This is a genomic window from Cupriavidus sp. USMAA2-4, assembly GCF_001854305.1.
Taxonomy (GTDB): domain Bacteria; phylum Pseudomonadota; class Gammaproteobacteria; order Burkholderiales; family Burkholderiaceae; genus Cupriavidus; species Cupriavidus malaysiensis.
Genome location: NZ_CP017749.1, coordinates 2,941,465 through 2,964,882, shown reverse-complemented (window position 1 = coordinate 2,964,882; position 23,418 = coordinate 2,941,465). Strand labels below are relative to the sequence as shown.

The 23,418-nt window shown below is 66.3% G+C and carries 15 protein-coding genes, 2 tRNA genes and 2 rRNA genes; 9 read left to right on the top strand and 10 right to left on the bottom strand.

Annotation, left to right across the window (positions count from 1 at the left end):
* Window positions 1-82: 82 nt before the first annotated feature.
* From BKK79_RS32905 to BKK79_RS32890, 4 genes are all read right to left on the bottom strand, one after another.
* A 23S ribosomal RNA gene (locus BKK79_RS32905) occupies window positions 83-2,961 on the bottom strand.
* Between the two features lie 287 nt (window positions 2,962-3,248).
* A tRNA-Ala gene (locus BKK79_RS32900) sits at window positions 3,249-3,324 on the bottom strand.
* A gap of 10 nt (window positions 3,325-3,334) precedes the next feature.
* Window positions 3,335-3,411, bottom strand: a tRNA-Ile gene (locus tag BKK79_RS32895).
* A gap of 61 nt (window positions 3,412-3,472) precedes the next feature.
* A 16S ribosomal RNA gene (locus BKK79_RS32890) occupies window positions 3,473-5,004 on the bottom strand.
* Together the 16S and 23S rRNA genes with 2 tRNA genes alongside form the textbook arrangement of a ribosomal RNA operon.
* Window positions 5,005-5,678: 674 nt before the next feature.
* On the opposite strand from BKK79_RS32890, the gene BKK79_RS32885 reads away from it, so the two are divergent.
* Window positions 5,679-6,575 (top strand): 2OG-Fe(II) oxygenase, encoded by an 897-nt coding sequence (locus BKK79_RS32885; protein WP_071039953.1) that lies wholly within the window; start codon window positions 5,679-5,681, stop codon window positions 6,573-6,575.
* A gap of 87 nt (window positions 6,576-6,662) precedes the next feature.
* Here the strand turns inward: BKK79_RS32885 and BKK79_RS32880 are convergent, their stop codons facing one another.
* From BKK79_RS32880 to BKK79_RS32870, 3 genes are all read right to left on the bottom strand, one after another.
* Complete coding sequence (locus tag BKK79_RS32880; protein WP_071020253.1) at window positions 6,663-7,331, bottom strand: hypothetical protein; 669 nt, start codon at window positions 7,329-7,331, stop codon at window positions 6,663-6,665.
* Between the two features lie 68 nt (window positions 7,332-7,399).
* Window positions 7,400-8,842 carry a cytochrome-c peroxidase gene (locus BKK79_RS32875; RefSeq protein ID WP_232346374.1) on the bottom strand — a complete coding sequence of 481 codons (1,443 nt, stop codon included), beginning with the start codon at window positions 8,840-8,842 and terminating at the stop codon, window positions 7,400-7,402.
* 255 nt (window positions 8,843-9,097) lie between these two features.
* The gene (locus BKK79_RS32870; protein ID WP_071039952.1) at window positions 9,098-11,443 is read right to left on the bottom strand and encodes an alkaline phosphatase family protein; all 2,346 of its coding nucleotides are present in this window, start codon (window positions 11,441-11,443) and stop codon (window positions 9,098-9,100) included.
* A gap of 695 nt (window positions 11,444-12,138) precedes the next feature.
* On the opposite strand from BKK79_RS32870, the gene BKK79_RS32865 reads away from it, so the two are divergent.
* The 6 genes from BKK79_RS32865 to BKK79_RS32840 all read left to right on the top strand — a co-directional run bounded on the left by BKK79_RS32865 (window position 12,139) and on the right by BKK79_RS32840 (window position 17,615).
* A complete protein-coding gene (locus BKK79_RS32865) occupies window positions 12,139-13,074 on the top strand; it encodes an AraC family transcriptional regulator (protein ID WP_071039951.1) in 936 nt (311 codons plus the stop codon).
* Window positions 13,075-13,166: 92 nt separating this feature from the next.
* On the top strand, window positions 13,167-13,727 hold the full coding sequence (locus tag BKK79_RS32860) for a carboxymuconolactone decarboxylase family protein (RefSeq protein WP_071020263.1): 561 nt from the start codon (window positions 13,167-13,169) through the stop codon (window positions 13,725-13,727).
* A 19-nt stretch (window positions 13,728-13,746) separates the two neighbouring features.
* Window positions 13,747-14,820, top strand: coding sequence for an acyl-CoA dehydrogenase family protein (locus BKK79_RS32855; protein WP_071039950.1), 1,074 nt, complete (start codon window positions 13,747-13,749; stop codon window positions 14,818-14,820).
* The gene (locus BKK79_RS32850; RefSeq protein WP_071039949.1) at window positions 14,817-15,671 is read left to right on the top strand and encodes an ABC transporter ATP-binding protein; all 855 of its coding nucleotides are present in this window, start codon (window positions 14,817-14,819) and stop codon (window positions 15,669-15,671) included. Before BKK79_RS32855 ends, BKK79_RS32850 begins: the two co-directional genes overlap by 4 nt.
* Window positions 15,643-16,833 carry an ABC transporter substrate-binding protein gene (locus BKK79_RS32845; protein ID WP_071039948.1) on the top strand — a complete coding sequence of 397 codons (1,191 nt, stop codon included), beginning with the start codon at window positions 15,643-15,645 and terminating at the stop codon, window positions 16,831-16,833. The genes BKK79_RS32850 and BKK79_RS32845 overlap by 29 nt, the downstream gene beginning before the upstream one ends.
* Window positions 16,830-17,615, top strand: coding sequence for an ABC transporter permease (locus BKK79_RS32840; RefSeq protein ID WP_084085479.1), 786 nt, complete (start codon window positions 16,830-16,832; stop codon window positions 17,613-17,615). Before BKK79_RS32845 ends, BKK79_RS32840 begins: the two co-directional genes overlap by 4 nt.
* Window positions 17,616-17,856: 241 nt before the next feature.
* On the opposite strand, the gene BKK79_RS32835 is transcribed toward BKK79_RS32840, so the two are convergent.
* Window positions 17,857-18,351: a MarR family winged helix-turn-helix transcriptional regulator gene (locus BKK79_RS32835; protein WP_071039947.1), complete on the bottom strand. Its 495-nt coding sequence runs from the start codon at window positions 18,349-18,351 to the stop codon at window positions 17,857-17,859.
* Window positions 18,352-18,706: 355 nt separating this feature from the next.
* Here BKK79_RS32835 and BKK79_RS32830 point away from each other — a divergent pair, with 355 nt between their 5' ends.
* Together BKK79_RS32830 and BKK79_RS32825 are read left to right on the top strand one after the other, a co-directional pair.
* A complete protein-coding gene (locus BKK79_RS32830; protein ID WP_071022590.1) occupies window positions 18,707-20,065 on the top strand; it encodes an MATE family efflux transporter in 1,359 nt (452 codons plus the stop codon).
* A 37-nt stretch (window positions 20,066-20,102) separates the two neighbouring features.
* Complete coding sequence (locus BKK79_RS32825; RefSeq protein ID WP_071020276.1) at window positions 20,103-21,047, top strand: 2-dehydropantoate 2-reductase; 945 nt, start codon at window positions 20,103-20,105, stop codon at window positions 21,045-21,047.
* 257 nt (window positions 21,048-21,304) lie between these two features.
* Here BKK79_RS32825 and BKK79_RS32815 read toward each other — a convergent pair whose 3' ends face one another.
* Entirely contained in the window at window positions 21,305-22,726 is a 1,422-nt protein-coding gene (locus BKK79_RS32815; protein ID WP_084085477.1) for a heavy metal sensor histidine kinase, read from the bottom strand.
* On the bottom strand, window positions 22,726-23,400 hold the full coding sequence (locus BKK79_RS32810; protein ID WP_071039946.1) for a heavy metal response regulator transcription factor: 675 nt from the start codon (window positions 23,398-23,400) through the stop codon (window positions 22,726-22,728). Before BKK79_RS32810 ends, BKK79_RS32815 begins: the two co-directional genes overlap by 1 nt.
* Window positions 23,401-23,418 lie beyond the last annotated feature (18 nt).

Here is a 23,418-nt window from a genome sequence, read left to right as displayed (position 1 = left end):
ATAGGGATGTAGTCTTGGTTGTGAGGTATCGGCACCGTCTTGGGCACACGCGATACGTCAACCAGTGAAACACACTGGTTATAGGATCAAGCCTTACGGGCAATTAGTACTGGTTAGCTTAACGCATTACTGCGCTTCCACACCCAGCCTATCAACGTCCTGGTCTCGAACGACCCTTCAAGGAGGTCAAGCCTCCAGGGAATCCTCATCTTCAGGCGAGTTTCCCGCTTAGATGCTTTCAGCGGTTATCTCTTCCGTACATAGCTACCCTGCGATGCCTCTGGCGAGACAACAGGTACACCAGCGGTACGTCCACTCCGGTCCTCTCGTACTAGGAGCAGCCCCCGTCAAGATTCCAACGCCCACGGCAGATAGGGACCAAACTGTCTCACGACGTTTTAAACCCAGCTCACGTACCTCTTTAAATGGCGAACAGCCATACCCTTGGGACCGGCTACAGCCCCAGGATGAGATGAGCCGACATCGAGGTGCCAAACACCGCCGTCGATATGAACTCTTGGGCGGTATCAGCCTGTTATCCCCAGAGTACCTTTTATCCGTTGAGCGATGGCCCTTCCATACAGAACCACCGGATCACTATGTCCTGCTTTCGCACCTGCTCGACTTGTCGGTCTCGCAGTTAAGCACGCTTTTGCCATTGCACTTTAGGTACGATGTCCGACCGTACCAAGCGTACCTTCGAACTCCTCCGTTACACTTTGGGAGGAGACCGCCCCAGTCAAACTGCCTACCATGCACTGTCCCCGACCCGGATTCACGGGCCAAGGTTAGAACCTCAAACAAACCAGGGTGGTATTTCAAGGACGGCTCCACCGGAACTAGCGTCCCGGTTTCAAAGCCTCCCACCTATCCTACACAGATCGGTTCAAAGTCCAATGCAAAGCTACAGTAAAGGTTCATGGGGTCTTTCCGTCTAGCCGCGGGGAGATTGCATCATCACAAACACTTCAACTTCGCTGAGTCTCGGGAGGAGACAGTGTGGCCATCGTTACGCCATTCGTGCAGGTCGGAACTTACCCGACAAGGAATTTCGCTACCTTAGGACCGTTATAGTTACGGCCGCCGTTTACCGGGACTTCAATCAAGAGCTTGCACCCCATCATTTAATCTTCCGGCACCGGGCAGGCGTCACACCCTATACGTCCACTTTCGTGTTTGCAGAGTGCTGTGTTTTTATTAAACAGTCGCAGCCACCAGTTTATTGCAACCCCTTCACCCTTCTGGCGCAGGCCAGTCAAGCTACCAGGGCGTACCTTATCCCGAAGTTACGGTACCAATTTGCCGAGTTCCTTCTCCCGAGTTCTCTCAAGCGCCTTAGAATACTCATCTCGCCCACCTGTGTCGGTTTGCGGTACGGTCTCGTATGACTGAAGCTTAGAGGCTTTTCTTGGAACCACTTCCGATTGCTTCGCGACGCATGGTCGCTCGCCCCACAGCCTTGAATCCCGCGCCCGGATTTGCCTAAGCGCCTTCTCCACTGCAGGGACCGGGACTTCCAACACCCGGACAACCTTCCGCGATCCGTCCCCCCATCGCATCATACGACGGTGCAGGAATATTAACCTGCTTCCCATCAGCTACGCATCTCTGCCTCGCCTTAGGGGCCGACTCACCCTACGCCGATGAACGTTGCGTAGGAAACCTTGGGCTTACGGCGAGGGGGCCTTTCACCCCCTTTATCGCTACTCATGTCAGCATTCGCACTTCTGATACCTCCAGCATCCTTTACAAGACACCTTCACAGGCTTACAGAACGCTCTCCTACCACGCACTTGCGTGCGTCCGCAGCTTCGGTGACTGGCTTAGCCCCGTTACATCTTCCGCGCAGGACGACTCGATCAGTGAGCTATTACGCTTTCTTTAAAGGGTGGCTGCTTCTAAGCCAACCTCCTGACTGTTTTAGCCTTCCCACTTCGTTTCCCACTTAGCCAATCTTTGGGACCTTAGCTGGCGGTCTGGGTTGTTTCCCTCTTGACACCGGACGTTAGCACCCGATGTCTGTCTCCCGTGATTGCACTCTTCGGTATTCGGAGTTTGCTATGGCGGGGTAATCAGCAATAGACCCCCCAACCATGACAGTGCTCTACCCCCGAAGGTGAGACACGAGGCACTACCTAAATAGTTTTCGGAGAGAACCAGCTATTTCCAGATTTGTTTAGCCTTTCACCCCTATCCACAGCTCATCCCCTAGTTTTTCAACACTAGTGGGTTCGGTCCTCCAGTACGTGTTACCGCACCTTCAACCTGGCCATGGATAGATCATCTGGTTTCGGGTCTACACCCAGCGACTGAACGCCCTGTTCGGACTCGCTTTCGCTACGCCTGCCCTAATCGGTTAAGCTTGCCACTGAATGTAAGTCGCTGACCCATTATACAAAAGGTACGCCGTCACCCGTTTCCAGGCTCCGACTGTTTGTATGCATGCGGTTTCAGGATCTATTTCACTCCCCTCCCGGGGTTCTTTTCGCCTTTCCCTCACGGTACTGGTTCACTATCGGTCGATCACGAGTATTTAGCCTTGGAGGATGGTCCCCCCATCTTCAGACAGGATTTCACGTGTCCCGCCCTACTTGTCGTACACCTAGTTCCACAACGCTGTTTTCGCATACAGGGCTATCACCTGCTATGGCCGGGCTTTCCATCCCGTTCTGCTAACAATGCTGCTAAAGAGTACAAGGCTCTTCCCATTTCGTTCGCCACTACTCTGGGAATCTCGGTTGATTTCTGTTCCTGCAGCTACTTAGATGTTTCAGTTCGCCGCGTTCGCTTCCCTTGCCTATGTATTCAGCAAGGGATGACCCATACGGGCCGGGTTTCCCCATTCGGACATCTCCGGATCAAAGCTCGTTTGCCAGCTCCCCGAAGCTTTTCGCAGGCTACCGCGTCCTTCATCGCCTGTGATCGCCAAGGCATCCACCACATGCACTTGTTCGCTTGACCCTATAACGAGTGTGTCTCAAGCTCGCGCTTGAAACGCTCATTACAGGTTGAGTTCTCGCATTTGTGCCGTATTCCAAGTCATCTTTCGATCACTTAAATACTTTGGTTGATACAATCACAACCCGGTATCACGTTAAACTACTGCGCGTCTCATCAACACGCCGTGACACCTTTACTACATCCCATATTGTTAAAGAACAGCCGATGCTTTCGCATCGCTTGGCCAACGCCAAATGCAAGCGCTCAACGCTAAGCGCTTGCATTTGGCTTGTCCAACCCAAGGTCGATGGTGGAGGATGACGGGATCGAACCGACGACCCCCTGCTTGCAAAGCAGGTGCTCTCCCAGCTGAGCTAATCCCCCTCGGATAACTTGGTGGGTCTGGTAGGACTTGAACCTACGACCCCCGCCTTATCAAGACGGTGCTCTAACCACCTGAGCTACAGACCCTTGGCTGTAACAGCAAACAGACCGATAAGTGTGAACGCTTCACTTGGGAAGCACGCTCTGGAAAGGAGGTGATCCAGCCGCACCTTCCGGTACGGCTACCTTGTTACGACTTCACCCCAGTCATGAACCCTGCCGTGGTAATCGCCCTCCTTGCGGTTAGGCTAACTACTTCTGGCAAAACCCACTCCCATGGTGTGACGGGCGGTGTGTACAAGACCCGGGAACGTATTCACCGCGGCATGCTGATCCGCGATTACTAGCGATTCCAGCTTCACGTAGTCGAGTTGCAGACTACGATCCGGACTACGATGCGTTTTCTGGGATTAGCTCCCCCTCGCGGGTTGGCAACCCTCTGTACGCACCATTGTATGACGTGTGAAGCCCTACCCATAAGGGCCATGAGGACTTGACGTCATCCCCACCTTCCTCCGGTTTGTCACCGGCAGTCTCTCTAGAGTGCCCTTTCGTAGCAACTAGAGACAAGGGTTGCGCTCGTTGCGGGACTTAACCCAACATCTCACGACACGAGCTGACGACAGCCATGCAGCACCTGTGTCCACTTTCCCTTTCGGGCACCTGATGCATCTCTGCTTCGTTAGTGGCATGTCAAGGGTAGGTAAGGTTTTTCGCGTTGCATCGAATTAATCCACATCATCCACCGCTTGTGCGGGTCCCCGTCAATTCCTTTGAGTTTTAATCTTGCGACCGTACTCCCCAGGCGGTCAACTTCACGCGTTAGCTTCGTTACTGAAGAAATGAATCCCCAACAACTAGTTGACATCGTTTAGGGCGTGGACTACCAGGGTATCTAATCCTGTTTGCTCCCCACGCTTTCGTGCATGAGCGTCAGTCACGTCCCAGGGGGCTGCCTTCGCCATCGGTATTCCTCCACATCTCTACGCATTTCACTGCTACACGTGGAATTCTACCCCCCTCTGACGCACTCTAGCCTTGCAGTCACAAGCGCCATTCCCAGGTTGAGCCCGGGGATTTCACGCCTGTCTTACAAAACCGCCTGCGCACGCTTTACGCCCAGTAATTCCGATTAACGCTCGCACCCTACGTATTACCGCGGCTGCTGGCACGTAGTTAGCCGGTGCTTATTCTTCCGGTACCGTCATCCCTCCGGGGTATTAGCCCAAAGGATTTCTTTCCGGACAAAAGTGCTTTACAACCCGAAGGCCTTCTTCACACACGCGGCATTGCTGGATCAGGGTTGCCCCCATTGTCCAAAATTCCCCACTGCTGCCTCCCGTAGGAGTCTGGGCCGTGTCTCAGTCCCAGTGTGGCTGATCGTCCTCTCAGACCAGCTACTGATCGTCGCCTTGGTGAGCCTTTACCTCACCAACTAGCTAATCAGACATCGGCCGCTCCTATTGCGCGAGGCCTTGCGGTCCCCCGCTTTCACCCTCAGGTCGTATGCGGTATTAGCTAATCTTTCGACTAGTTATCCCCCACAACAGGGCACGTTCCGATGTATTACTCACCCGTTCGCCACTCGCCGCCAGACCGAAGTCCGCGCTGCCGTTCGACTTGCATGTGTAAGGCATGCCGCCAGCGTTCAATCTGAGCCAGGATCAAACTCTTCAGTTCAATCTCTGTGTGGTTCCGCGCAGTTGCCTGCGCAAACCTCGCTCTTTCGAGCGGTCGCTCACTCTCAGAAAACTGACTGGCTCCGTCCGAAGACGAAACCAAACATGTTTACTGTGCGAGCACTGATAACTTGTAAGCTAGAAGACCGAGGTCTTCCGCTTCCCGCATCAAGCGCCCACACTTATCGGCTGTTTGTTTGTTAAAGAACTCACGCGATTCGCTTTGCTTACCGCGTCGCTGCGCTGTCAGCAGCAGAGAAACGAGATTATGAAGAACTTTCTGCGTTTCGTCAACAGGTTCGAAGCATCTTTTTCGCTCCGGTCAGTCGCGCTTCGCAGCACCACCCACCACCCTGCCAACCCCGCAACCCGCGTCGCTGCTGGCTTTGCCGCTGCGCTTCGTATTGCGAGGGGGCGAATACTAATACCTCGCAGCGAAACTTGCAAGGTCTTTCCTAAACTGATCAGAAGCGTCCGATTAATCACTTATCGCTGACGCCCGATCCCTGCCTATTAGATAGAGCCGATAGAGCCCTGCCCACGTTCCGAGCCACCGCGACCGCAGCCGTCCCCATGGCGGGGCGCGTCACCTTCGCCCTGTCATACATCTGACCCGGGACAGCGCCACAATTGGTATTTTGCCCGGCCTGCCGCTACGCTCGCCGGCTGCCCGCGATGTCCATCACCGTCAATTTCGCGCCCGAGGTCAGGGACTGGATCGCCCACAACCTCAGGCGCGGCGTCGAGCCGCAGGCTCTTATCCAGGAACTGGTCAACCGCAACGCCAAGCCCGAACTGGCACAGGCGATGGTCGGCGCCGTCGCGTCCGCGCTGGCGCATGGCGGCCCGATGCCGGGCGACACGCTGGAGATCGACGCAGACGACGCGCCCTACCGCCTCGAGCCCCTGCGCGTGCCGGAAGGCGCCCGCTTTCGCCTGGGCGAGCGCGAGGTCCGCGTATTGGCACGGCTGCAGCGCCCAGCGGGCGTACTGATGTCGGACCTGTTGAGCACCGCCGAATGCGAGGCGCTGATTGCCCTGGCCCGCCCGCGCCTGCGCCGCTCGACCGTGGTCGACCCGGTGACCGGCCGCGATATCGTGGCCGGTCACCGCAGCAGCGACGGCATGTTCTTCCTGCCACGCGAGACCCCGCTGATCGCTGCCCTCGAAGACCGCATCGCCGAGCTGACCGGCATCCCGGCGGAAAACGGTGAGGGCTTGCAGATGCTGCACTACAGTGCGGGCGCCGAGTCCACCCCGCATGTCGATTACCTGCAGCCCGGCAACGAGGCGAACCGGGAATCGATCGCGCGCAGCGGCCAGCGCGTGGGCACCTTGCTGATGTACCTGAACGACGTGCCCGGCGGCGGGGAGACGGTCTTCCCCCAGATCGGCTATGCGGTCGTGCCGCAGCAAGGCCAGTCCTTCTATTTCGAATACGGCAACCGATTCGGGCAAAGCGACCCGCTGTCGCTGCACGCCGCTGCGCCGGTCACGGCCGGCGAGAAATGGGTGGCCACCAAGTGGATCCGCTCGCGCCGCTTCGTGCCGCGCGGTGCCGCCCAGGACTGACAGGCGCGGCGGGCCGCCCGCCAACCCTTGTCGTCCGGTCCGGGATCCGGGCCTGCCAGCGGCAAGGGCCGGCCCGTTCCCAGCTGCTCAGCGCTGAAAGAACTCCTCGGCCACCCAGCCATCCTGGGTCAGCCTCACGCCGGCGCGCAACTGCATCGTGCCAGCGCCTTCGATCACGCGCTGGACCATCGGAAACACCCGCCGCACGTCGGCGTCCTGGGTCCATGCCGCGGGCTCGACCTTGTACGTATACAGCACCGAGGTCTTGGTTTCGCCATCGCGTTGCTGGGGCGGCTCCCAGCCGACCACCTTGTCGAGCGTCAGCTTGGCCACGCAGAAGTCCGCCGGATGGGTGACCTGCCTGGCGGCCGTGGCGATCACCACCGGCACGTGCAGATAGTATTTCTGCCCTTCGGCGGTCAGGTCATATTGGCGCGCCTGCGCCGTGATCCTTTCACCGTCCTCGCCCTTGCGCTCGACCGTGACGCTCTTGCCTGCCACCAGGCCCAGCTTTTCCAGCACCGGCATCTGTTGCGCGTCGCGGGTACGCGCGGCCTCGTCATCGGTCGTGACATAGATCGGCCAGTCGAACTTGCCGACGCAGAGATTGCCGCGCCTGGCCAGGTAGTCATTGATGGTCTTGGTGAAATTCTCCTGGCTGACTGCCGCCTTGTCATGGCAGGCGGCCAGCAGGGCCGCGGCGATCAGGGACAGGGCGCCGCAGGCGTAGCGGGCGGCATGGAAGCGTCGGGTCATGGTAGGCGTGATTGCGGAATCGGGTGAAATCGTCGGTAGCGGCATGGGTCGGCGGCGCGCGCTCAATCTCAATTGACGCAGGTGCCGTTGGTCGGCGGCGTCGCGGGCGCCTGGTAGCCGTCGCTCAGGGTGTTGAGGAAGCAGATCAGGTCCGAGATGTCCTGTTCGGTCATGGCCGGGGTATCGCCGGGCAGGCGCGGCTGCGTGCCGCTGCCTAGCGTATTGCTGCCGCCCTTGCCGGTGCCCATCGGCACCTCCTCGTCGACATTGCCCTGGTAGGTGGCGGGCAGGTCGTTGAACTTCTGCGGCGTGGCGCCCGGCAACGTCTGCGCGAACAAGGCATAGCCGGGATTGGCGGTCGGCGAGCCGCTGCCGCCCGTGCTCGGATACCAGTACTCCGGATGCGTGTCGCGCGTGTTGTAGAAATGCACGACCTGTTGCAGCGAGTGCAGCACGCCATTGTGGAAAAACGCCGTGCGCGAGGCGATGTTGCGCAGCGTGGGCACCTTGAACAAGCCGCAGAAGGCGCTCGCGCTGCCCGCCGGGCTGGGCGTGTGGTCGGTCCGCTCAGGACCGCACAAACCCAGGTCGAAGTAGCTGCTGTCGCTGTTCTTCGGGATCGGCGACGGATTGCCCGGGATCGAGTTGTCGTTGCGCGGCACGCCGAGCGCCTGGTAGGTGAAGTCCGTCATCAGGCCGCGCGTGCCGTTGAAATTGGCACCGGAGTAATGGCAGGCGAAGCAGTTGCCGGTGTCGTTGAACACCGCCAGCCCGCGCAGCTCCGCGGCGGTCAGCGTGCCGCCGATCTTGTTGCCGAGGTAGAGGTCGAATTTGCTGCTGTACGGGTGGAAACTCGGCTCTTCCATCTGGAAGGCCTGCAGGGCCTGGCCGATGCTGGCGAAGGCGGCCGCGGTGTCGCTGAAGGCGGACGCACCGAAGGCCTGCGTGAACAGCGCGGCATAGCTGCCCTTCTGTACCGCGGCGACCACGGCGGCCTGGGAAGTGTTGTTCATCTCGACCGGGTTCAGCAGCGGCAGCGCCGCCTGGCTGGCGAGGGAGTCGGCGCGGCCGTCCCACATGAAACCGCCGCCGGGCGCACTCAGCGTGACGCCGTCCGGGTTGGAAGCGCTGTCGCTATAGGCCGGCGTGGCCTCCTTGTAGCGCAGCGACGGCACGGCGCGCAGGCCGGACCGGGTGGGATCCGAGCCGAGCTGCACGGCCAGGCTGTTGGGCGGGCCGTAGGCGTAGGCCGGATCGTGGCAGCTGGCGCACGACATGTTCTGGCCGCCCGACAGGGTCTTGTCGAAGAACACCTTCTGCCCGACCTGGGCCGCCAGGCTCAAGGGGGTACCCGTCGACGAGGTTCCACCGCCCGGCGAGGACGAAGATCCGCCCCCCGGGGAGGCGGAAGCGCTGCCGGAGGCGGCGCCATCTCCACCGTCGCCGCCGCAGGCAGCAAGCAACAGCGGCAGGACCAGCGCTCCCAGCCTGACGGCACGTGGCATTTCCATGGGGATTTCCCTCTGCTTGATGGCACTTCCGCGCACGCGCTCCATGCCGCGGAGCCGGCACGCCGGAAGAAATGCAATGCGAGACCGATCGTGATAACGGGCCGCCGGTCAATGCGGCCCGCCGTAACGGCATGGCACCTGCCTCCGGCGCGGGACTACCCGGGGGGTAGTCCCGCTGAGGCAAGGCCATTCTTTGTACTTCTTCTTGCTTCTTGGCGCTTCTTTTTGCTTCTTAGCGCTTCTTGTCGCCGCAGCTTACTTCGACAGCGCCCAGGCGTTGGCCTGAGTGGCGTCCGGACCGACCTGGGCGGTCGCCAGCGAGGTGCCGGTGACATCGCCGGGGTTCAGGCGCTGCGAGTACGTCTTGGGAATCACGTAGGCGTGGTTCATCGGACGGACCGAGTCGAAGTGCGTATCCGCGCTACCGGCGAACTCAGGCAGGACCAGGATGTTCTGCGCGATGAACGACTCGGTGTACTTGGCGCGGGCCAGGTAGGTCGACGGCGTCTGCGGGTCGGCGATCTGGAACATGTCCTGCAGCGTGCGCACGAACGAGAAGTGGCTGTACGCGTCGCTGTCGACGATACCCTTGGGCGCGTTCGGCTGATTGGTCAGCACGCCGAAGATCGAGTTGCCGTGGCCGATATTGCCCTTGTTGTAGTTGGTCACCGGGGTGGCCACCGCCGCCCACTTGCCGCTCGAATCCTGCTGGATCGGCTGGGGGGCGCCGCTGCTGCCGGTGGCATTCCAACCGCAGCAGGAGGTGCTGCTGCCGGCGCCTTCGTCGAACATCACCACGATCGCCACGCGGCGCAGCGGGTTCTTCCACAGCGGCGAGGACTGGATCTTGGTGACCAGCTGCTGCACGTAGGCATCGCCGCGCAGGATCAGGTTGGTACCCGAGCAGGACGCATCCGAGCCCACGCCGTGCATGTCATCGCACTGGTCGGGCATGACGAAGTTCAGGTTGCCCACGTCGCCCTTGGCCAGGTCGGTGCCGAGCTGGTCGTAGTTGTAGCCGGTCGGGATGGTGTAGGCGGTCGACTTGGCCCAGTCCGTGGCGGAGTACTGCGAGCCGCCCACGGTGCGGTTGTTGGCCATGAACTCCGGCAGGTTGCGCGTGCTCTGGTAGGCCATGCCCGGGTGGTGCTTGGTCTTGTAGAGGCCTTTAGGCACCGCGTAGTTGGCGGTGCCGGGGCCGCCCGCGCCGGTGTAGGTATCCGTCACCGCGGCGTCCGCGATGCTGTCGGCGCGCGGATCCTGGCCCGGGTTCATCGACTCGCTGTAGGTGCGCCAGGTCATGCCGGCCTGCGACAGCAGCGTGAACAGGCTCGGGGCCGAGACGTTGTGGTTCGCCGTGGAACCGACGCTGCAGCCGACCGAGCCATAGTTCGACAGGTGGTTCGAGTCGAGCGGCGGCGTGGCGGCCAGCGCAGGCAGCGGCTGGCCGTCGGATGCGGTACCACCGGCGAACGCCGCATCGGTCGGCGCGTTGCTGGTAGCGCTGCCCGGCGCGCCCGCGCCGCAGCCCCACCAGGCGTCGTCGGTGATGCCCCAGTCATCGCCACCGCCCAGCGCCGTGTAGTTCGGCTCGCTCGGGTTGCCGGTGGCGTAGTAGGTGCTGAACTGGTTGCCGCTGCTCAGGAGGTTGTTGATGTTGGGCGCGGAAGCGGAGCCGAGGATGGTGTTCGTGCTCTTGTTCTCCATCATGATGACGAAGATATTGTCGTAGCGCGGCACGCCCTCGACGTTGAAGGCAGCCTGCTGCGCCTGCGCGAAGGTGATGGTCTGCTGTGCCGTCGACGGCGTCACCGCGGTCGCCGTGCTCACCTTGCCGGCCGAGGCCAGGGCGGGCAGCGAGGGGTCGCCACCGGCCACCGCGAGGTTGTCGGGGTACATGTCGCCGCGGTCGAACTTGGTCGTCGCGTAGGTGTAGCGTTGTACGAGCTGGTTGTCCTCGAACAGCAGCGCCTGCTGCGCCGCGCCCGACAGCTTGTTGGCGTCGGCCAGCGCATCGGCGCCGCTGACCGTCACCGATGCCGTGCCCAGCGCCGGACCGCTCAGGCGGGCGGCGAGGTTGGCCTTCTCGGTGGCATAGCTGGTGTTGTTCGCCTCGACCAGGCGCTGCACCTCGCTCGACATCGGGCTGATGACGACGCCGGTGGCGCCCTGGTCCGCCACCTGCGCCGCCGAGGCGCGCAGGATCAGGTGGCTGGAGACTGCCTTGCCGGCGGCGGTATTGGTGGCCGAAGTCGGGATATCCGCCACCAGTTGGCCGGAAGCGCTGCTCTGCAGGCTGAAGCGGCCGTTGGCGTCGGTCTTGGCCGAGGCTTCGCCGCTGTCGCACTTGCCGTTGCTGTTGGCGTCCACGCAAACGGTGGCGCCGGCATAGTAGCCGGGCTGGATGGTCGGATTGCCCGTGGTGCTGCCGGGAACGTAGGCGGTGGCCAGGACCACGCCGCCATACGTCGTCGCGGCGCTGGTGGTACCGCCGGTGCTGCTGGAACTGCCGTCACCATTGCCGCCGCATGCAGCCAGCAGGCAGGCGCTCGCGATCGACGTCAGCAATACCGCCGACTGTCGTGCTTGGCTCCACTCCATTTCCCACTCCTTGAGGACATCGCTTCTGAAAATGCCAGATTTGCCAAAATCAGCAAACGGCGTTGAGTTCGGCGGCGAAGTCTAGTTTTGAGAAATGACGTTTCCGTGACTTCCTTAGTATTTCAGTTTCAAACCCGAAAAGATGACATTACAGAGAACCAATGTCTCATGTGAAAGCATGCCTCCATGTCTGCACCAGCAGCCAGCGCCCATGCAAATATCGGTCAAAATTCATCAATACCCACACTATTCAGCCGAAAACATGCTGATCAGCGCGCCCCAGCCGCATAAAACCATAAACAATGCAATACATTAATACCTTCACAACCGAATATCATTGTATTAATGTCCTGCCTACAATTCCAGCCGCTCGTTTCTCAGCTCACGGAAAATCCGGGAGATTATTTTCCCGCCCTTTTTGCTCCGCCCTCGCGATCACCAGACGACAGGCATGCGAGCGACCTCTCGGCTGGCTGGATGACGGCGGCGCTCCCATCGGCGGCACACAACGCATGCAGAACGCTTCCTGACGGCTGCAAAGGCACCCGTACCGCCGCGTCGCTGCCGGCATCCACGGCATACGCCCCGGGGCCCGCCGCATATCGACATGACAACTCCTTCCTTCGCGGCACCGCCGGCATCCGCTAGCCTGTAGCGCCCCTCGTCCCGGGCGCGGTGCTCCCGCAAGCAATGTCATGCAGCATGTCGACAGAATCATCCACTGGGTCCTGAGCAGCCTGGCTCTCGAAACTTCGGTCTTCCATCTCGGCCAGTACTGCGGGCAATGGCGTGCTTCGCTGGCCGGCCGCGCTCGCGCCGGCTACCACCTGGTGTTGCACGGGCAATGCTGGTTGCACGTGCCGGGCCGCCAGGCACCGCTGCGGCTGAGTGCCGGCGACGCCGTCTTCTTCCTGCGTGACATCCCCCACCACCTGGGCCCTTCCGACGACGCGGCGGCCTGCCTGCCGGTGGCGGTCATGCAGCCGCTGGGCGTCCCGCTCGCGGGTGGAACCGGGCTGGCATGCGGGTTCTTCGACTTTCGCGCCGGCATGGCCGAGGCCCTGCTCGCCCCCTTCCCCGACTATCTGGTCCTGCCGGCGGACGCTCCGGCCGCCCCCGGCATCCGCGCGCTGTTCGAGTTGATCGAGCAGGAAGCCCGCCACAGCGGCGCGGAAGCCTCGCCGCTGGTGGCGCGCCTGGTCGAGCTGCTGTTCTTCTACGTGATCCGCGCACTGTCCGCGCGCGAGGAAGTGGCCCGCGGCCTGTGGCCGATGCTGCGCAGCGCCGAGTTTTCGGCGCTGGTGCTGGAGTTGATCCGCCATCCCGAACGCGACTGGTCGATCGAGGCCATGGCGGCACGCGTGCACATGTCGCGCGCCACCTTCTGCAAACGCTTCGCCGCCGCCTGCGGCGAGCCGCCGGCGACCTTCCTGCAGTTGCTGCGCATGAAAATCGCCACGCGCTTGCTGGACGATGGGGCTGCCATCGCCCAGGTGGCGGAACGGGTCGGCTACCGCTCGGAATCCGCCTTCGCCAAGGCGTTTCTCCGGGCCACCGGGCTGCAACCGGGAGCCTGGCGGCGACGGGCACAGGCCTCCACCACGGCCTCGCTCGCCGCCACGCAGATGTAGACGAACGCGCAGGAATTGGCGACGCGCGCGCATGGTGCCGCTGGCCTGCGCACGCGACACTGGGCGCTCGTTCAACCCCCGCCGCAACTGCCATGAGCCGACTCCCTCTGCTGAGCGCCGACAACGCGCCAACGGCCAGCCGCCCCTTCGTCGAGCGTGCCATCGCCAACAATGGCTTCCTGCCCAACCTGATCGCCGCGCTGGCCCACTCGCCCGCTGCCCTGGAGGCCTACCTGACAGTGGGCGAGATCAACGGCCGCAGCGGACTGACGCTGGCCGAGCGCGAGGTGGTGCAGATCACCGCCGCGGCCGTGCACGGCTGCGCCTTCTGCGTGGCCGGACATACCGCCGTGGCCTTGAAGAAGGCCAGGCTGGAAACGGACCAGGTCGAGGCGCTGCGCACACAGGCACCGCTGCGCGAAGCGCGCCACGAGGCCCTGGCGGCCTTCACGCGGGCCATCATCGCCACGCGCGGCGCCGTGCCCGACGCCGCTCTCCAGGACTTCCTCCACGCTGGCTTCGAGGCCGGCCAGGCACTCGACGTGGTGCTCGGCGTGAGCCTGGCCACGCTGTGCAACTTTGCCAACAACCTCGCCCAATCACCGCTGAATGCCGAACTGGAGCCCTACCGCTGGGCGCCGGCCACTGCCTGAGCCCCCAATGGAGGTAGCGATGACGCTGGACCCCGAACTTGCCGCCTGGCTCGACGCGCACGCCGACGGCCTCGACTGCGGCAGCACCGATGCCGCGGCACTGCTGCCGCGCCTCGCCACCGCCGGCCTGATCGGTGCCGGCGTGCCCATCGCCGCCGGAGGCAGCGGCGGTAGCTGCAGCTCGGCCATCGGCGCCGTGGCCGCACTGGCCCGGCATTCCCAGGCGGCCGCATTCGTGCTGTGGGCACAGCGGGTCTTCATCGAATATCTGCTGCAGTCCCCCAATCGCGCCCTGGCCGAGGCATACCTGCCCGGCTTGCTCGCCGGCACCACGGCCGGTGCCAGCGGCCTGTCGAACGCGATGAAATTCCTTGGCGGCATCGAAGCGCTGCAGGTCGAGGCCAGGCGCCGAACGGATGGCTGGCAGCTTGACGGCCGCGTGCCCTGGGCCACCAACCTGCTCGCCCAGCGTTTCGTCGTGGCGGTGGCGGCAAGCGACGCGGCCGGCGGCGCGCCGGCCGTGTTCGCCGTGCCAGCCACGCAGGCCGGTGTGCAGCGCAGCGCCGACCTCGACCTGGTCGGGCTGCGCGGCACCGCCACCGCGGCCCTGGCATTGAGCCAGGTCCCGCTCGGCCCGGAACACCTGCTGCACGAAGACGCGCGCAGTTACTTGCCGCGCGTGCGGCCGGCCTTCCTCGGCATGCAATGCGGCCTGTCGATCGGCCTGGCGCGGCGCTGCCTGGCGTCGGTACGCGGCAGCGAGGATAGCGGCCGAGCGCTGCTGGCCGAGCCGGCCGGGGCGATCGCGGCCGACCTCGACGCGGCCGCGGCCCGCTTGAGCGCCGGCGTCGATGCCGGCGCCTTCGTCGACGCCCCGCGCGCATTGTTCTTGCTGCGCATCCAGCTGGCGGAGCTGGCCCAGCAGGCGGCCCAGCTCGAACTGCAGGCGCGCGGCGGCGCCGGCTACCTGCACGGCCGTCACGGCGGCTTCGCGCGGCGTTGGCGCGAGGCCGCCTTCCTGCCCATCGTCACGCCCAGCCTGGTCCAGCTGCGGACGGAACTCGCGCGCGGCAGCGCGCGCCAGGCCGCATGAGCACCGTGCGGCTGCAGGCCGAGGGCCTGGCCCTGCACTACGGCACGGACCGCGCGCCGGCGCTGTTCGCGGGGGTCGGACTGACCCTGCGCCCCGGCGAGATCGTCTCGCTGATCGGCCCGAGCGGCGCCGGCAAGTCCACCCTGCTGCGGGTACTGGCCGGCTTGCAGCCGGCTACCCGCGGCAGCGTTCGCCTCGATGGCGAGCTCCTCGGCGGACCGCATCCGGGCGTCGCCGTGGCCTTCCAGGATCCCTGCCTGCTGCCGTGGCTGACGGTCGGGCAGAACGCCGGCTTCGGCCTCGATTTCCGCCACCAGCCGCCCAGCAGCCGCCACGAGCGGCAGGCGCGTGTCGCGCAGATGCTGGATGCCGTGGGCCTTGGCCATGCGCTGCACCTGTTCCCGGCCCAGCTTTCGGGCGGCATGGCGCAACGCGTGGCCTTGGCGCGCTGCCTGGCGCGGCAGCCGCGCGTCCTGCTGCTCGACGAGCCCTTCGGTGCGCTCGACGAGGTCACGCGTGCGCACATGCAGGCCTTGCTACGACAACTCGTCGACGCCGGCGCCGGGCCGCGGCGGCCGGCCGTGCTGCTGATCACGCACGATCTGGACGAAGCGCTATTGCTGTCCGACCGCATCGTGCTGCTCGGCGGCACGCCGGCGCGCATCGTGCAGGAGTGGACGGTGACCCTGCCCCATCCGCGCGAAGCGAGCGTCGAAGCCCTGGGCGAGCTGCGCGTGGGGCTGGTCAAGGCACTGCGGCAAGCCATGCCGCCGCGCCGGGCGCCAAGCGCATCCCCCCTTACCGAACCGCTTGAGGAACACTATGTGCCAGGTACCGATCTCGCGGCGTGAGTGGCTGAAGCTCTCCGCCCTGTTCACTGCCGGCGGCGCCCTGCCGCTGCTGCGATCCCTGCAGGCGCGCGCGGCCACGGAGCCCGATGCGCCGGTGCGCATCGGCTACCTGCCGATCACCGACGCCACGCCGCTGCTGGTCGCCCATCACAATGGCTCCTTCGACCAGCAGGGCATCCGCGCCGAGAAGCCGGTGCTGCTGCGCAGTTGGGCGCAACTGGTGGAAGCCTTCATCGCCGGCCAGGTCAACGTGGTGCACCTGCTCTCGCCGATGACGGTATGGGCGCGCTTCGGCAGCGGGGTGCCCGCCAAGGTGGTGGCCTGGAACCATGTGGGCGGCTCCGGCCTGACGGTGGCGCCGCAGGTCTCCTCGCTGCGCGACCTGGGCGGCAAGACCGTCGCCATCCCGTTCTGGTACTCCATCCACAACGTGGTACTGCAGGCGCTGCTCAGGCAGGAAGGCTTGACACCGGTGGCACGCAAGGGCGGCGCGGCCGGCCCCGGCGAGGTCAAGCTGGTGGTGATGCCCCCTTCGGACATGCCGCCGGCACTGGCCGCGCGGCAGATCGAAGGCTATATCGTGGCCGAGCCGTTCAATGCCGCCGCGGAGACCCTGGGTATCGGCAAGATCCTGCGTTTTACCGGCGACGTCTGGCGCAACCACGCCTGCTGCGTCGTATTCATGCACCAGCACGACCTCGATGGCCGCCCGGCCTGGTCGCAGAAGGTGGTCAACGCCATCGTCAAGGCACAGCGCTGGACGCGGGACCATCGCGCGGAGGCGGCTGCCCTGCTGTCCAAGGACGGCCCGAACCGCTACACGCCGCACGCGCTCCCGGTGCTGCGCAAGGTGCTGGACCCCGACCCTGCCGAGCGCGGCCGCTACCTGGCCAGCGGAGCAATCCGGCACGCCGGCTGGAACGACAAGCGCATCGACTTCCAGCCCTATCCCTACCCGAGCTACACCGAGGAACTGGTGCGGCGGCTGCAAGGAACCCTGATCGAGGGCAACAGCGCCTTCCTGGCGGGCCTGGACCCGCGCCAGGCCGCGCGCGAACTGGTCGATGACCGCTTCGTGCGCCAGGCGATCGCAGCCGCTGGCGGCCCCGGTGCCTTCGGCATGGCCGAGGACTTTGCGCGCCGGGAGGAAATCGCGGTATGACGGCCGCCGCGCTGTGGCGGCGCAGCGCCGGGCTGCGCCTGGGCCTGGGCGGGCTGGGCACCCTGGCCCTGGCCTGGTGGTGGGCGACCGCCGGCGCGCACGGCACGAGCGTGCTGGCGGCACGCTTCAGCCCCGGCGCCACCCTGTCCAGCCTGGCCGGGCTGCTGCAACAGCCCGACTTCTTTCAGCACGCCTGGGCCAGCCTGCGCCGCGTACTCGCCGCGCTGGCCATCGCCCTTCTGGCCGGCGTGCCGGCCGGTCTGCTGGTAGGCGGGTTGCAGCGGGTCGATGCGGCGCTGTCACCGGCCTTCCAGTTCCTGCGCATGGTCTCGCCGCTGTCGTGGATGCCGATCGTGGTCATGGTGCTCGGCGTGGGCGACCGCTCGGTGTTGTTCCTGCAGGCCTTCGCCGGCGTCTGGCCGATCCTGCTCAATACCGCCGCCGGCGTGCGCCAGCTCGATCCGCGCTGGCTGCTGCTGGCACGCAGCCTGGCCGCCACGCGCGCCGAACCCCTGTGCCGCGTGATCTTGCCGGGCGTGCTCAGCCATGTGCTGACAGGGCTGCGCCTCTCCATCGGCGTGGTGTGGATCGTCCTCGTACCGGCGGAGATGCTGGGCATCGACGCCGGCCTGGGCTACTTCATCCTCGATACCCGCGACCGCCTCGCCTACTCGGAGCTGCTCGCCACGGTCCTGGTCATCGGCGCGCTCGGCTTCGCGCTCGACGGCGCCGCGCGGCGGCTGCAGCGCTGGTGGGTGCCCGGCCAGGGTCCGGCGCCTTGAATTCGGGGAAGAACTCAGTCTGTCGGGAAAACGAAGACGTGCGAGGCCAGGAGCAAAGCGCGGCAGGGCTGGAGCCTTGCGAGCATTGGTGACGACGCATCGCGCGGCTTATGGACGGACTCAGGGCTGACGGAGTCCACGAATTTGTGATTAGGACACGACGAGCGAAGCGCAACCAGGGTCTTGCCTCGCCAAGGTGTCGACCGGGGCCGCCGCCGCGGCCCCTGACCGAAGCGGCCGCCTAGGCGGTCTCCGCGCCACGCCCCGCCGGCAACGGCGTGCCCTGCTCGAACGCCTGCGCAAACTCGTCCGAGTAGATCTCGGCCAGCGCCACGCGCAGCGCCGCCGCCCGCTCGCTGCCGTAGACAGTCTCGAAACGGTCCTGGGCGCCCCGCCACAACCGGTTCGACTCGGCCAGCTTGGCGCGGCCGGCCGCGGTCAGTTCCACGCGCCGGCTGCGCCCGTCTTCTTCGTCACGCCGCTGCACCAGGTAGCCGTCGCGCTCCAGCGGCTGGATATTGCGCGCCAGCGCCGAGCGGTCCAGCACCATGGCGTGCGCCAGTTCGGTCATGGTGGGACTGCCGCCGCGTGCGATGTGCAGCAGCACGGAGCGCTGCGACACGCTCAGGCCACATGGCGCCAGCGCGGCGTCGTAGAGCTGGCTGATGCGCCGCGTCGCCTTGCGCAGCGCGGCGCCGTTGCAGACCAGCGGGTCCTTGATGGTCGATGACGGCATGGTCGGTTTCCTTCTTCCCTGCGGATGGCATGTGCTGGTGGCACTGGTGGCATGGGGTCGATGCCTGATGGCGCCCTGCGCCAGACCCGCCTCCCGCGCGCCGCATGCGGCGCTCCGGTGGCGGATGGGCCGCGCGGATCGCGCGGCGGCATGGTCTGCATTCTAATCCACCTTGACCAATACGGGCATATGCAAGTAAATTGGATCGGCACATACGTGCATATGCAAATATCTTCATGCCCCGGATGACAACGACGCGGCCGCCCTCGCCGCGGGAGAACAGAACATGAGCAGCCATTCCAACGGCACTGGCGGCACGGCCACGCCGCGCGCGCCGGACGCGCGCGTGCGCGCCATGCTGGAAGCCCCGATCGCCCCGACCCTGGCCCGCATGAGCTGGCCCAATATGCTGATGATGCTGGCCCAGTCGTCGACCGGGCTGATCGAGACCTGGTTCCTGGCCAGGCTCGGCACCGACGTGCTGGCCGGCGTGGCGGTGGTGGTGCCGGTGCTGATGCTGATGCAGAACATGTCGCAGGGCGCCATGGGCGGCGGCATCTCCTCGGCGGTGGCGCGCGCGCTCGGCGCCGGCGACAGCGGCCTGGTCGCGCAGCTGGCGCGCCATGCGCTGGCCATCAATCTGCTGATCGGCGTGCTGTTCTCGCTGCTGCTGTGGCTGGGCGCGCGTCCGCTGTTCGCCCTGCTCGGCGCGCATGGCGCCGCGCTCGACGCCGCCAGCGCCTATGGCCGCGTGCTGTTCGCCGGGCTGCCGCTGATGTGGGCCATGAACGCGCTGGCCAGCGTGGTGCGCGGCACCGGCAACATGACGGTGCCGGGCCTGGTGATCTGCTGCGGCGCCGCGCTGCTGATCCCGCTCTCGCCGTGCCTGATCTTCGGCCTCGGCCCGCTGCCGCGGCTCGGCGTCGCAGGCGGCGCCTGGGCCCTGGTGGCCTACTATGCGGCGGGCACGGCGGTGCTCGGCTGGTATTGCCTGTCGGGGCGCTGCGCCGCGCGCCTCGCCGCCGGCCGGCTCCACTGGCGGCCGATGCGCAGCATCCTGACGATCGGCGCGCTGGCCTGCCTCAATCCCATCCTCACCAATGCGCTGATCGCCGTCACCACGGCCCAGGTCGGGCGCCACGGCGGCACCGCCGCCCTCGCCGGCTATGCCACCGCGGCACGGCTGGAGTACCTGCTGATCCCGATCGCCTTCGGCCTGGGCGCGCCCATGGTCGCCCTGGTCGGCGCCAATATCGGCGCCGGCCAGGTGGCGCGCGCGCGGCGCATCGCCATCACCGGCGGCGCCATGGCCTTCGTGCTGGCCGAACTGGTCGGGCTGGCCGCATCGTTATGGCCGCAGGCCTGGCTGCGCCTGTTCGGTGCCGATGCACAGCTGCTGGCGACCGGCTCGACCTACCTGCATATCGTCGGGCCGTTCTACGGCTTCTTCGCCATGGGCTTCTCGCTGTACTTCGCCAGCCAGGGCGCGGGCCGCCTCGAATGGCCGCTGGCGGCCGGCGTGCTGCGCTTCCTGCTGTTCGCCGGCGCCGGTTCGCTGGCCCTGGCCTGGGGCGCCGGCCTGCCCGTCTACTTCGCCCTCGGCGCGCTCGCCATGACGGTCTACGGCAGCTGCATCCTGTGGTCGATCGCCGGCGGCGGCTGGGACAGGCCGCGCGCCCCGGCCCGGGCCACACGGCGCCGGGCCCTGGCCTGATCCGATCCCGACCGCAGCCTCTACGGAGACATCCACCATGAGAATCCTCGTCCTCGGCGCCGGCGCACTGGGCGGCTACTACGGCGCGCGCCTGCTGGAGGCCGGCGCCGACGTGCGCTTCGCCGTGCGCCCCGGCCGCGCCGCCCAGCTCGCCCGCGACGGCCTGGCCGTGCACAGCCCGCTCGGCAACATCGCGCGCCCGGTGCAGACCGTGCCGGCCGGGCAGGTAGCGCAATCCGGGCATGCCTTCGACCTGGTCCTGCTGACCTGCAAGGCTTTCGATCTCGACGATGCCATCGCCACCATCGCCCCGGCACTCGGCCCGGCCACGGTGGTACTGCCGCTGCTGAACGGCGGCGCCGTCTACCCGCGCCTCGACGCGGCCTTCGGCAAGGCGCGCGTGCTGGGCGGCGTCGCCTACATCGCCACCACGCTCGCCGCCGACGGCACCATCCGCCACCTGAGCCCCGGCGACCGGCTGCTGGTCGGGGCCCGCGCGGACGCCCAGGCTGCCGCCGCGGCCAGCTTCCACGCACTGGCCGCGCAAGCGCCCGGCACACGCCTGCTGTCCGCGCAGATCGACCAGGATATCTGGGAGAAATGGGTGATGATCTGCGCCGGCGCGGCGGTGACCACCCTGCTGCGCGCCACCATCGGCGAGATCATGGGCACCGACCATGGCGCCGAGGCGGCAGGCCGCCTGCTCGACGAATGCGTGGCCATCGCCACCGCCGCCGGTCATGTGCCGCGTCCCGAGGCGCTGGCCGCCATGCGCGCGCAGTTGCTGGCACCGGGCTCGGGCTGGGCGGCCTCGATGATGCGCGATATCGCCACCCAGGCGCGCCGCATCGAGGCCGACGCCATCGTCGGCGACATGATCGCCACCGGCGCGCGCCTCGGTGTCGACGCGCCGCTGCTGCGCGTGGCCTACAGCGGCCTGCAGGCCTACGCGCGGCGCCAGGCCGGCGCTCGGCCAACCTGACGGGTTCGCTGCTGCTGCGGCGCGAACCGGTCACCTTCCTGCTGGCCGGCCTGGGCCAGCCTGGCTGGCCGCCTGCCCGACAGCGGTGACCTGCGCGAAGTCGATCTGCGCGAAGTCGATCTGGGCGAGGCCGACCGAGCCGCTCGGCGTGCCGCGTCCGGCCGCTGGCATGGGCGCAGCGGCGGCCGCGCTGGCCGCCTTCCTGCAGCGGGCCTTGGCCACGCCAGGCTGGAACACGCCGCGTCCGGTGCCCCGCTTCAACTGCCCGGCGATGCGGACCCCTGCTCCCCTTGTGTCGGGAAGTGCAGCGTGAACACCGTCATGCCGCCGGGCGGCGAGACCGCCTCCACGCTGCCGCCGTGCAGGTCCATGATGGACTTGACGATGGCCAGTCCCACCCCCGAGGACTCGCCGGAATTCGCGCGCGCCGGATCCGCGCGGAAGAAGCGGTCGAACAGGCGCGGCAGGTGCTCGGAAGCGATGCCCGGGCCCGGGTTGGCCACCGAGATGGCGCTGCCCTGCCGCTCCGCGTACCCGCGCAGCGTGACGGTGCCGCCGGCGGGCGTGAAGCGGATCGCGTTGGCCAGCAGGTTGCCGACCGCGCGGCGCAGCAGCAGCGCATCGGCCAGCACCTGGCCCCGGCCGTCGACCGCCAGCGCCACGCCGGCGGCCTCGGCGAGGCCCTCGAAGTAGTCGCCCAGGCCCGCCAGTTCCCGCTCCAGGTCCAGCACGGCCGGCTTGAGCGCCACGCGCGCGTTCTCGGCGCGGGCCAGGAACAGCATGTTCTCGATCATGCGCGCGAGCCGCTCGTACTCTTCGATGTTCGAGGCCAGCAGCGCCTGGTATTCCTCCACGCTGCGCTCGCTGGCCAGCGCCACCTGGCTCTGCCCGAGCAGGTTGCCGATCGGCGTGCGGAAGTCGTGGGCCAGGTCGGCGGAGAACTGGCTGAGGCGTTCGAAGCCGTCGCGCAGGCGATCCATCATCTGCTGCAGCGCGGCGGCCAGCTCACGCAGCTCGGGCGGCAGCCGGGCGGGATCCAGCGGCAGCGCGAGGTGGCGCACGGTGACGTCGGAGGCGCCGGCCGCGATGCGGCGCAGCGGCGCCATGGCCGCGCGCAGGGCCAGGTAGCCCAGCGCGGCCACCGCCAGCGAGCCGACCAGCCCGGTCAGCAGCAGCCGGGCGCGGTAGGCCCGCATGAGCTGGGCGCGCGCCGCACCGGTCTGGTAGAGGAAATAGTCCAGCATGCGGCCGTGGCCGTCGCGCGCCAGCGCGCGCACGCCGCGCACCGGGTAGCCGCGCGCGTCGGTCCAGCCCCGGATGGCGGCCGCCCCGAGCATGGCGTCGGCCGCCAGCGGCGGCACGGCGGGCAATGCGCCGTCGCCCGAGCCGCTGCCAGCCGCGTCGGCGCGCAGCAGCGTGGTGCTGGCGGCATCGCGCACCAGCAGCCCGAACTCGTCGTTGCCGGACACCACGCCCCGCAGTTCCTGCCAGTCGATGCCGTCCTGCGCCGCGACCTCGCGGCGCACCCGCTCGGCCTTGCGCAGCAGCTCGGCATCGTCGCGCTCGATCACCTGGGTCGCCAGCGCGCGGTACAGGTAGGTGCCGGCGCCGCCGAACACCAGGGCGGCGACGAGGCCGAAGGCCAGCGCCAGGCGGGTGGTCAGGGACAGGCTGCGCATCAGTGCCGCCGGCTCTCCAGCACGTAGCCCATGCCGCGCACGGTGTGGATCAGCTTGGGCTGGAAATCGTCGTCCATCTTGGCGCGCAGCCGGCGCACCGCCACGTCGACCACATTGGTGTCGCTGTCGAAGTTCATGTCCCACACATGGGAGGCGATCTGGGTGCGGCTCAGCACCTCGGTCTGGCGGCGGGCGAGGAAATGCAGCAGCGAGAACTCGCGCGGCGTCAGGTCGATGCGCCGGCCGGCGCGTGTCACGCGGTGGCGGATCAGGTCGATCTCGAGGTCCTCGATCTCGAGCCGCTCGGCCTCGCGCACCGGCCCGCGCCGCAGCAGCGTGCGCACCCGCGCCAGCAGCTCGACGAAGGCGAAGGGCTTGGCCAGGTAGTCGTCGCCGCCGAGTTCCAGCCCGCGCACGCGGTCCTCCACCTCGTCGCGCGCGGTCAGGAACAGCACCGGGGTGTCCTTGCGCTCGCGCAGGCCCTTGAGCACCTCCCAGCCGCTCAGGCCGGGCAGCATCACGTCGAGGATGACCAGGTCGTAGTCGCCTTCCAGCGCCTGGTGCAGGCCATCCCGGCCGGTCACCGCCAGGTCGACCACGAAGGACGACTCGCTCAGTCCCTTGCGCAGGTATTCCCCCGTCTTGGGTTCGTCCTCCACCACCAGGATCTTCATGGCTTGCCTCGTCACTGC

Excerpts from the sequence above, each read along its gene's own strand:
- BKK79_RS32885 (WP_071039953.1), top strand. The coding sequence starts at position 5,679 with ATGTCCATCACCGTCAATTTCGCGCCCGAGGTCAGGGACTGGATCGCC.
- BKK79_RS32880 (WP_071020253.1), bottom strand. The coding sequence starts at position 7,331 with ATGACCCGACGCTTCCATGCCGCCCGCTACGCCTGCGGCGCCCTGTCC.
- BKK79_RS32875 (WP_232346374.1), bottom strand. The coding sequence starts at position 8,842 with ATGGAAATGCCACGTGCCGTCAGGCTGGGAGCGCTGGTCCTGCCGCTG.
- BKK79_RS32870 (WP_071039952.1), bottom strand. The coding sequence starts at position 11,443 with ATGGAGTGGAGCCAAGCACGACAGTCGGCGGTATTGCTGACGTCGATC.
- BKK79_RS32865 (WP_071039951.1), top strand. The coding sequence starts at position 12,139 with ATGCAGCATGTCGACAGAATCATCCACTGGGTCCTGAGCAGCCTGGCT.
- BKK79_RS32860 (WP_071020263.1), top strand. The coding sequence starts at position 13,167 with ATGAGCCGACTCCCTCTGCTGAGCGCCGACAACGCGCCAACGGCCAGC.
- BKK79_RS32855 (WP_071039950.1), top strand. The coding sequence starts at position 13,747 with ATGACGCTGGACCCCGAACTTGCCGCCTGGCTCGACGCGCACGCCGAC.
- BKK79_RS32850 (WP_071039949.1), top strand. The coding sequence starts at position 14,817 with ATGAGCACCGTGCGGCTGCAGGCCGAGGGCCTGGCCCTGCACTACGGC.
- BKK79_RS32845 (WP_071039948.1), top strand. The coding sequence starts at position 15,643 with ATGTGCCAGGTACCGATCTCGCGGCGTGAGTGGCTGAAGCTCTCCGCC.
- BKK79_RS32840 (WP_084085479.1), top strand. The coding sequence starts at position 16,830 with ATGACGGCCGCCGCGCTGTGGCGGCGCAGCGCCGGGCTGCGCCTGGGC.
- BKK79_RS32835 (WP_071039947.1), bottom strand. The coding sequence starts at position 18,351 with ATGCCGTCATCGACCATCAAGGACCCGCTGGTCTGCAACGGCGCCGCG.
- BKK79_RS32830 (WP_071022590.1), top strand. The coding sequence starts at position 18,707 with ATGCTGGAAGCCCCGATCGCCCCGACCCTGGCCCGCATGAGCTGGCCC.
- BKK79_RS32825 (WP_071020276.1), top strand. The coding sequence starts at position 20,103 with ATGAGAATCCTCGTCCTCGGCGCCGGCGCACTGGGCGGCTACTACGGC.
- BKK79_RS32815 (WP_084085477.1), bottom strand. The coding sequence starts at position 22,726 with ATGCGCAGCCTGTCCCTGACCACCCGCCTGGCGCTGGCCTTCGGCCTC.
- BKK79_RS32810 (WP_071039946.1), bottom strand. The coding sequence starts at position 23,400 with ATGAAGATCCTGGTGGTGGAGGACGAACCCAAGACGGGGGAATACCTG.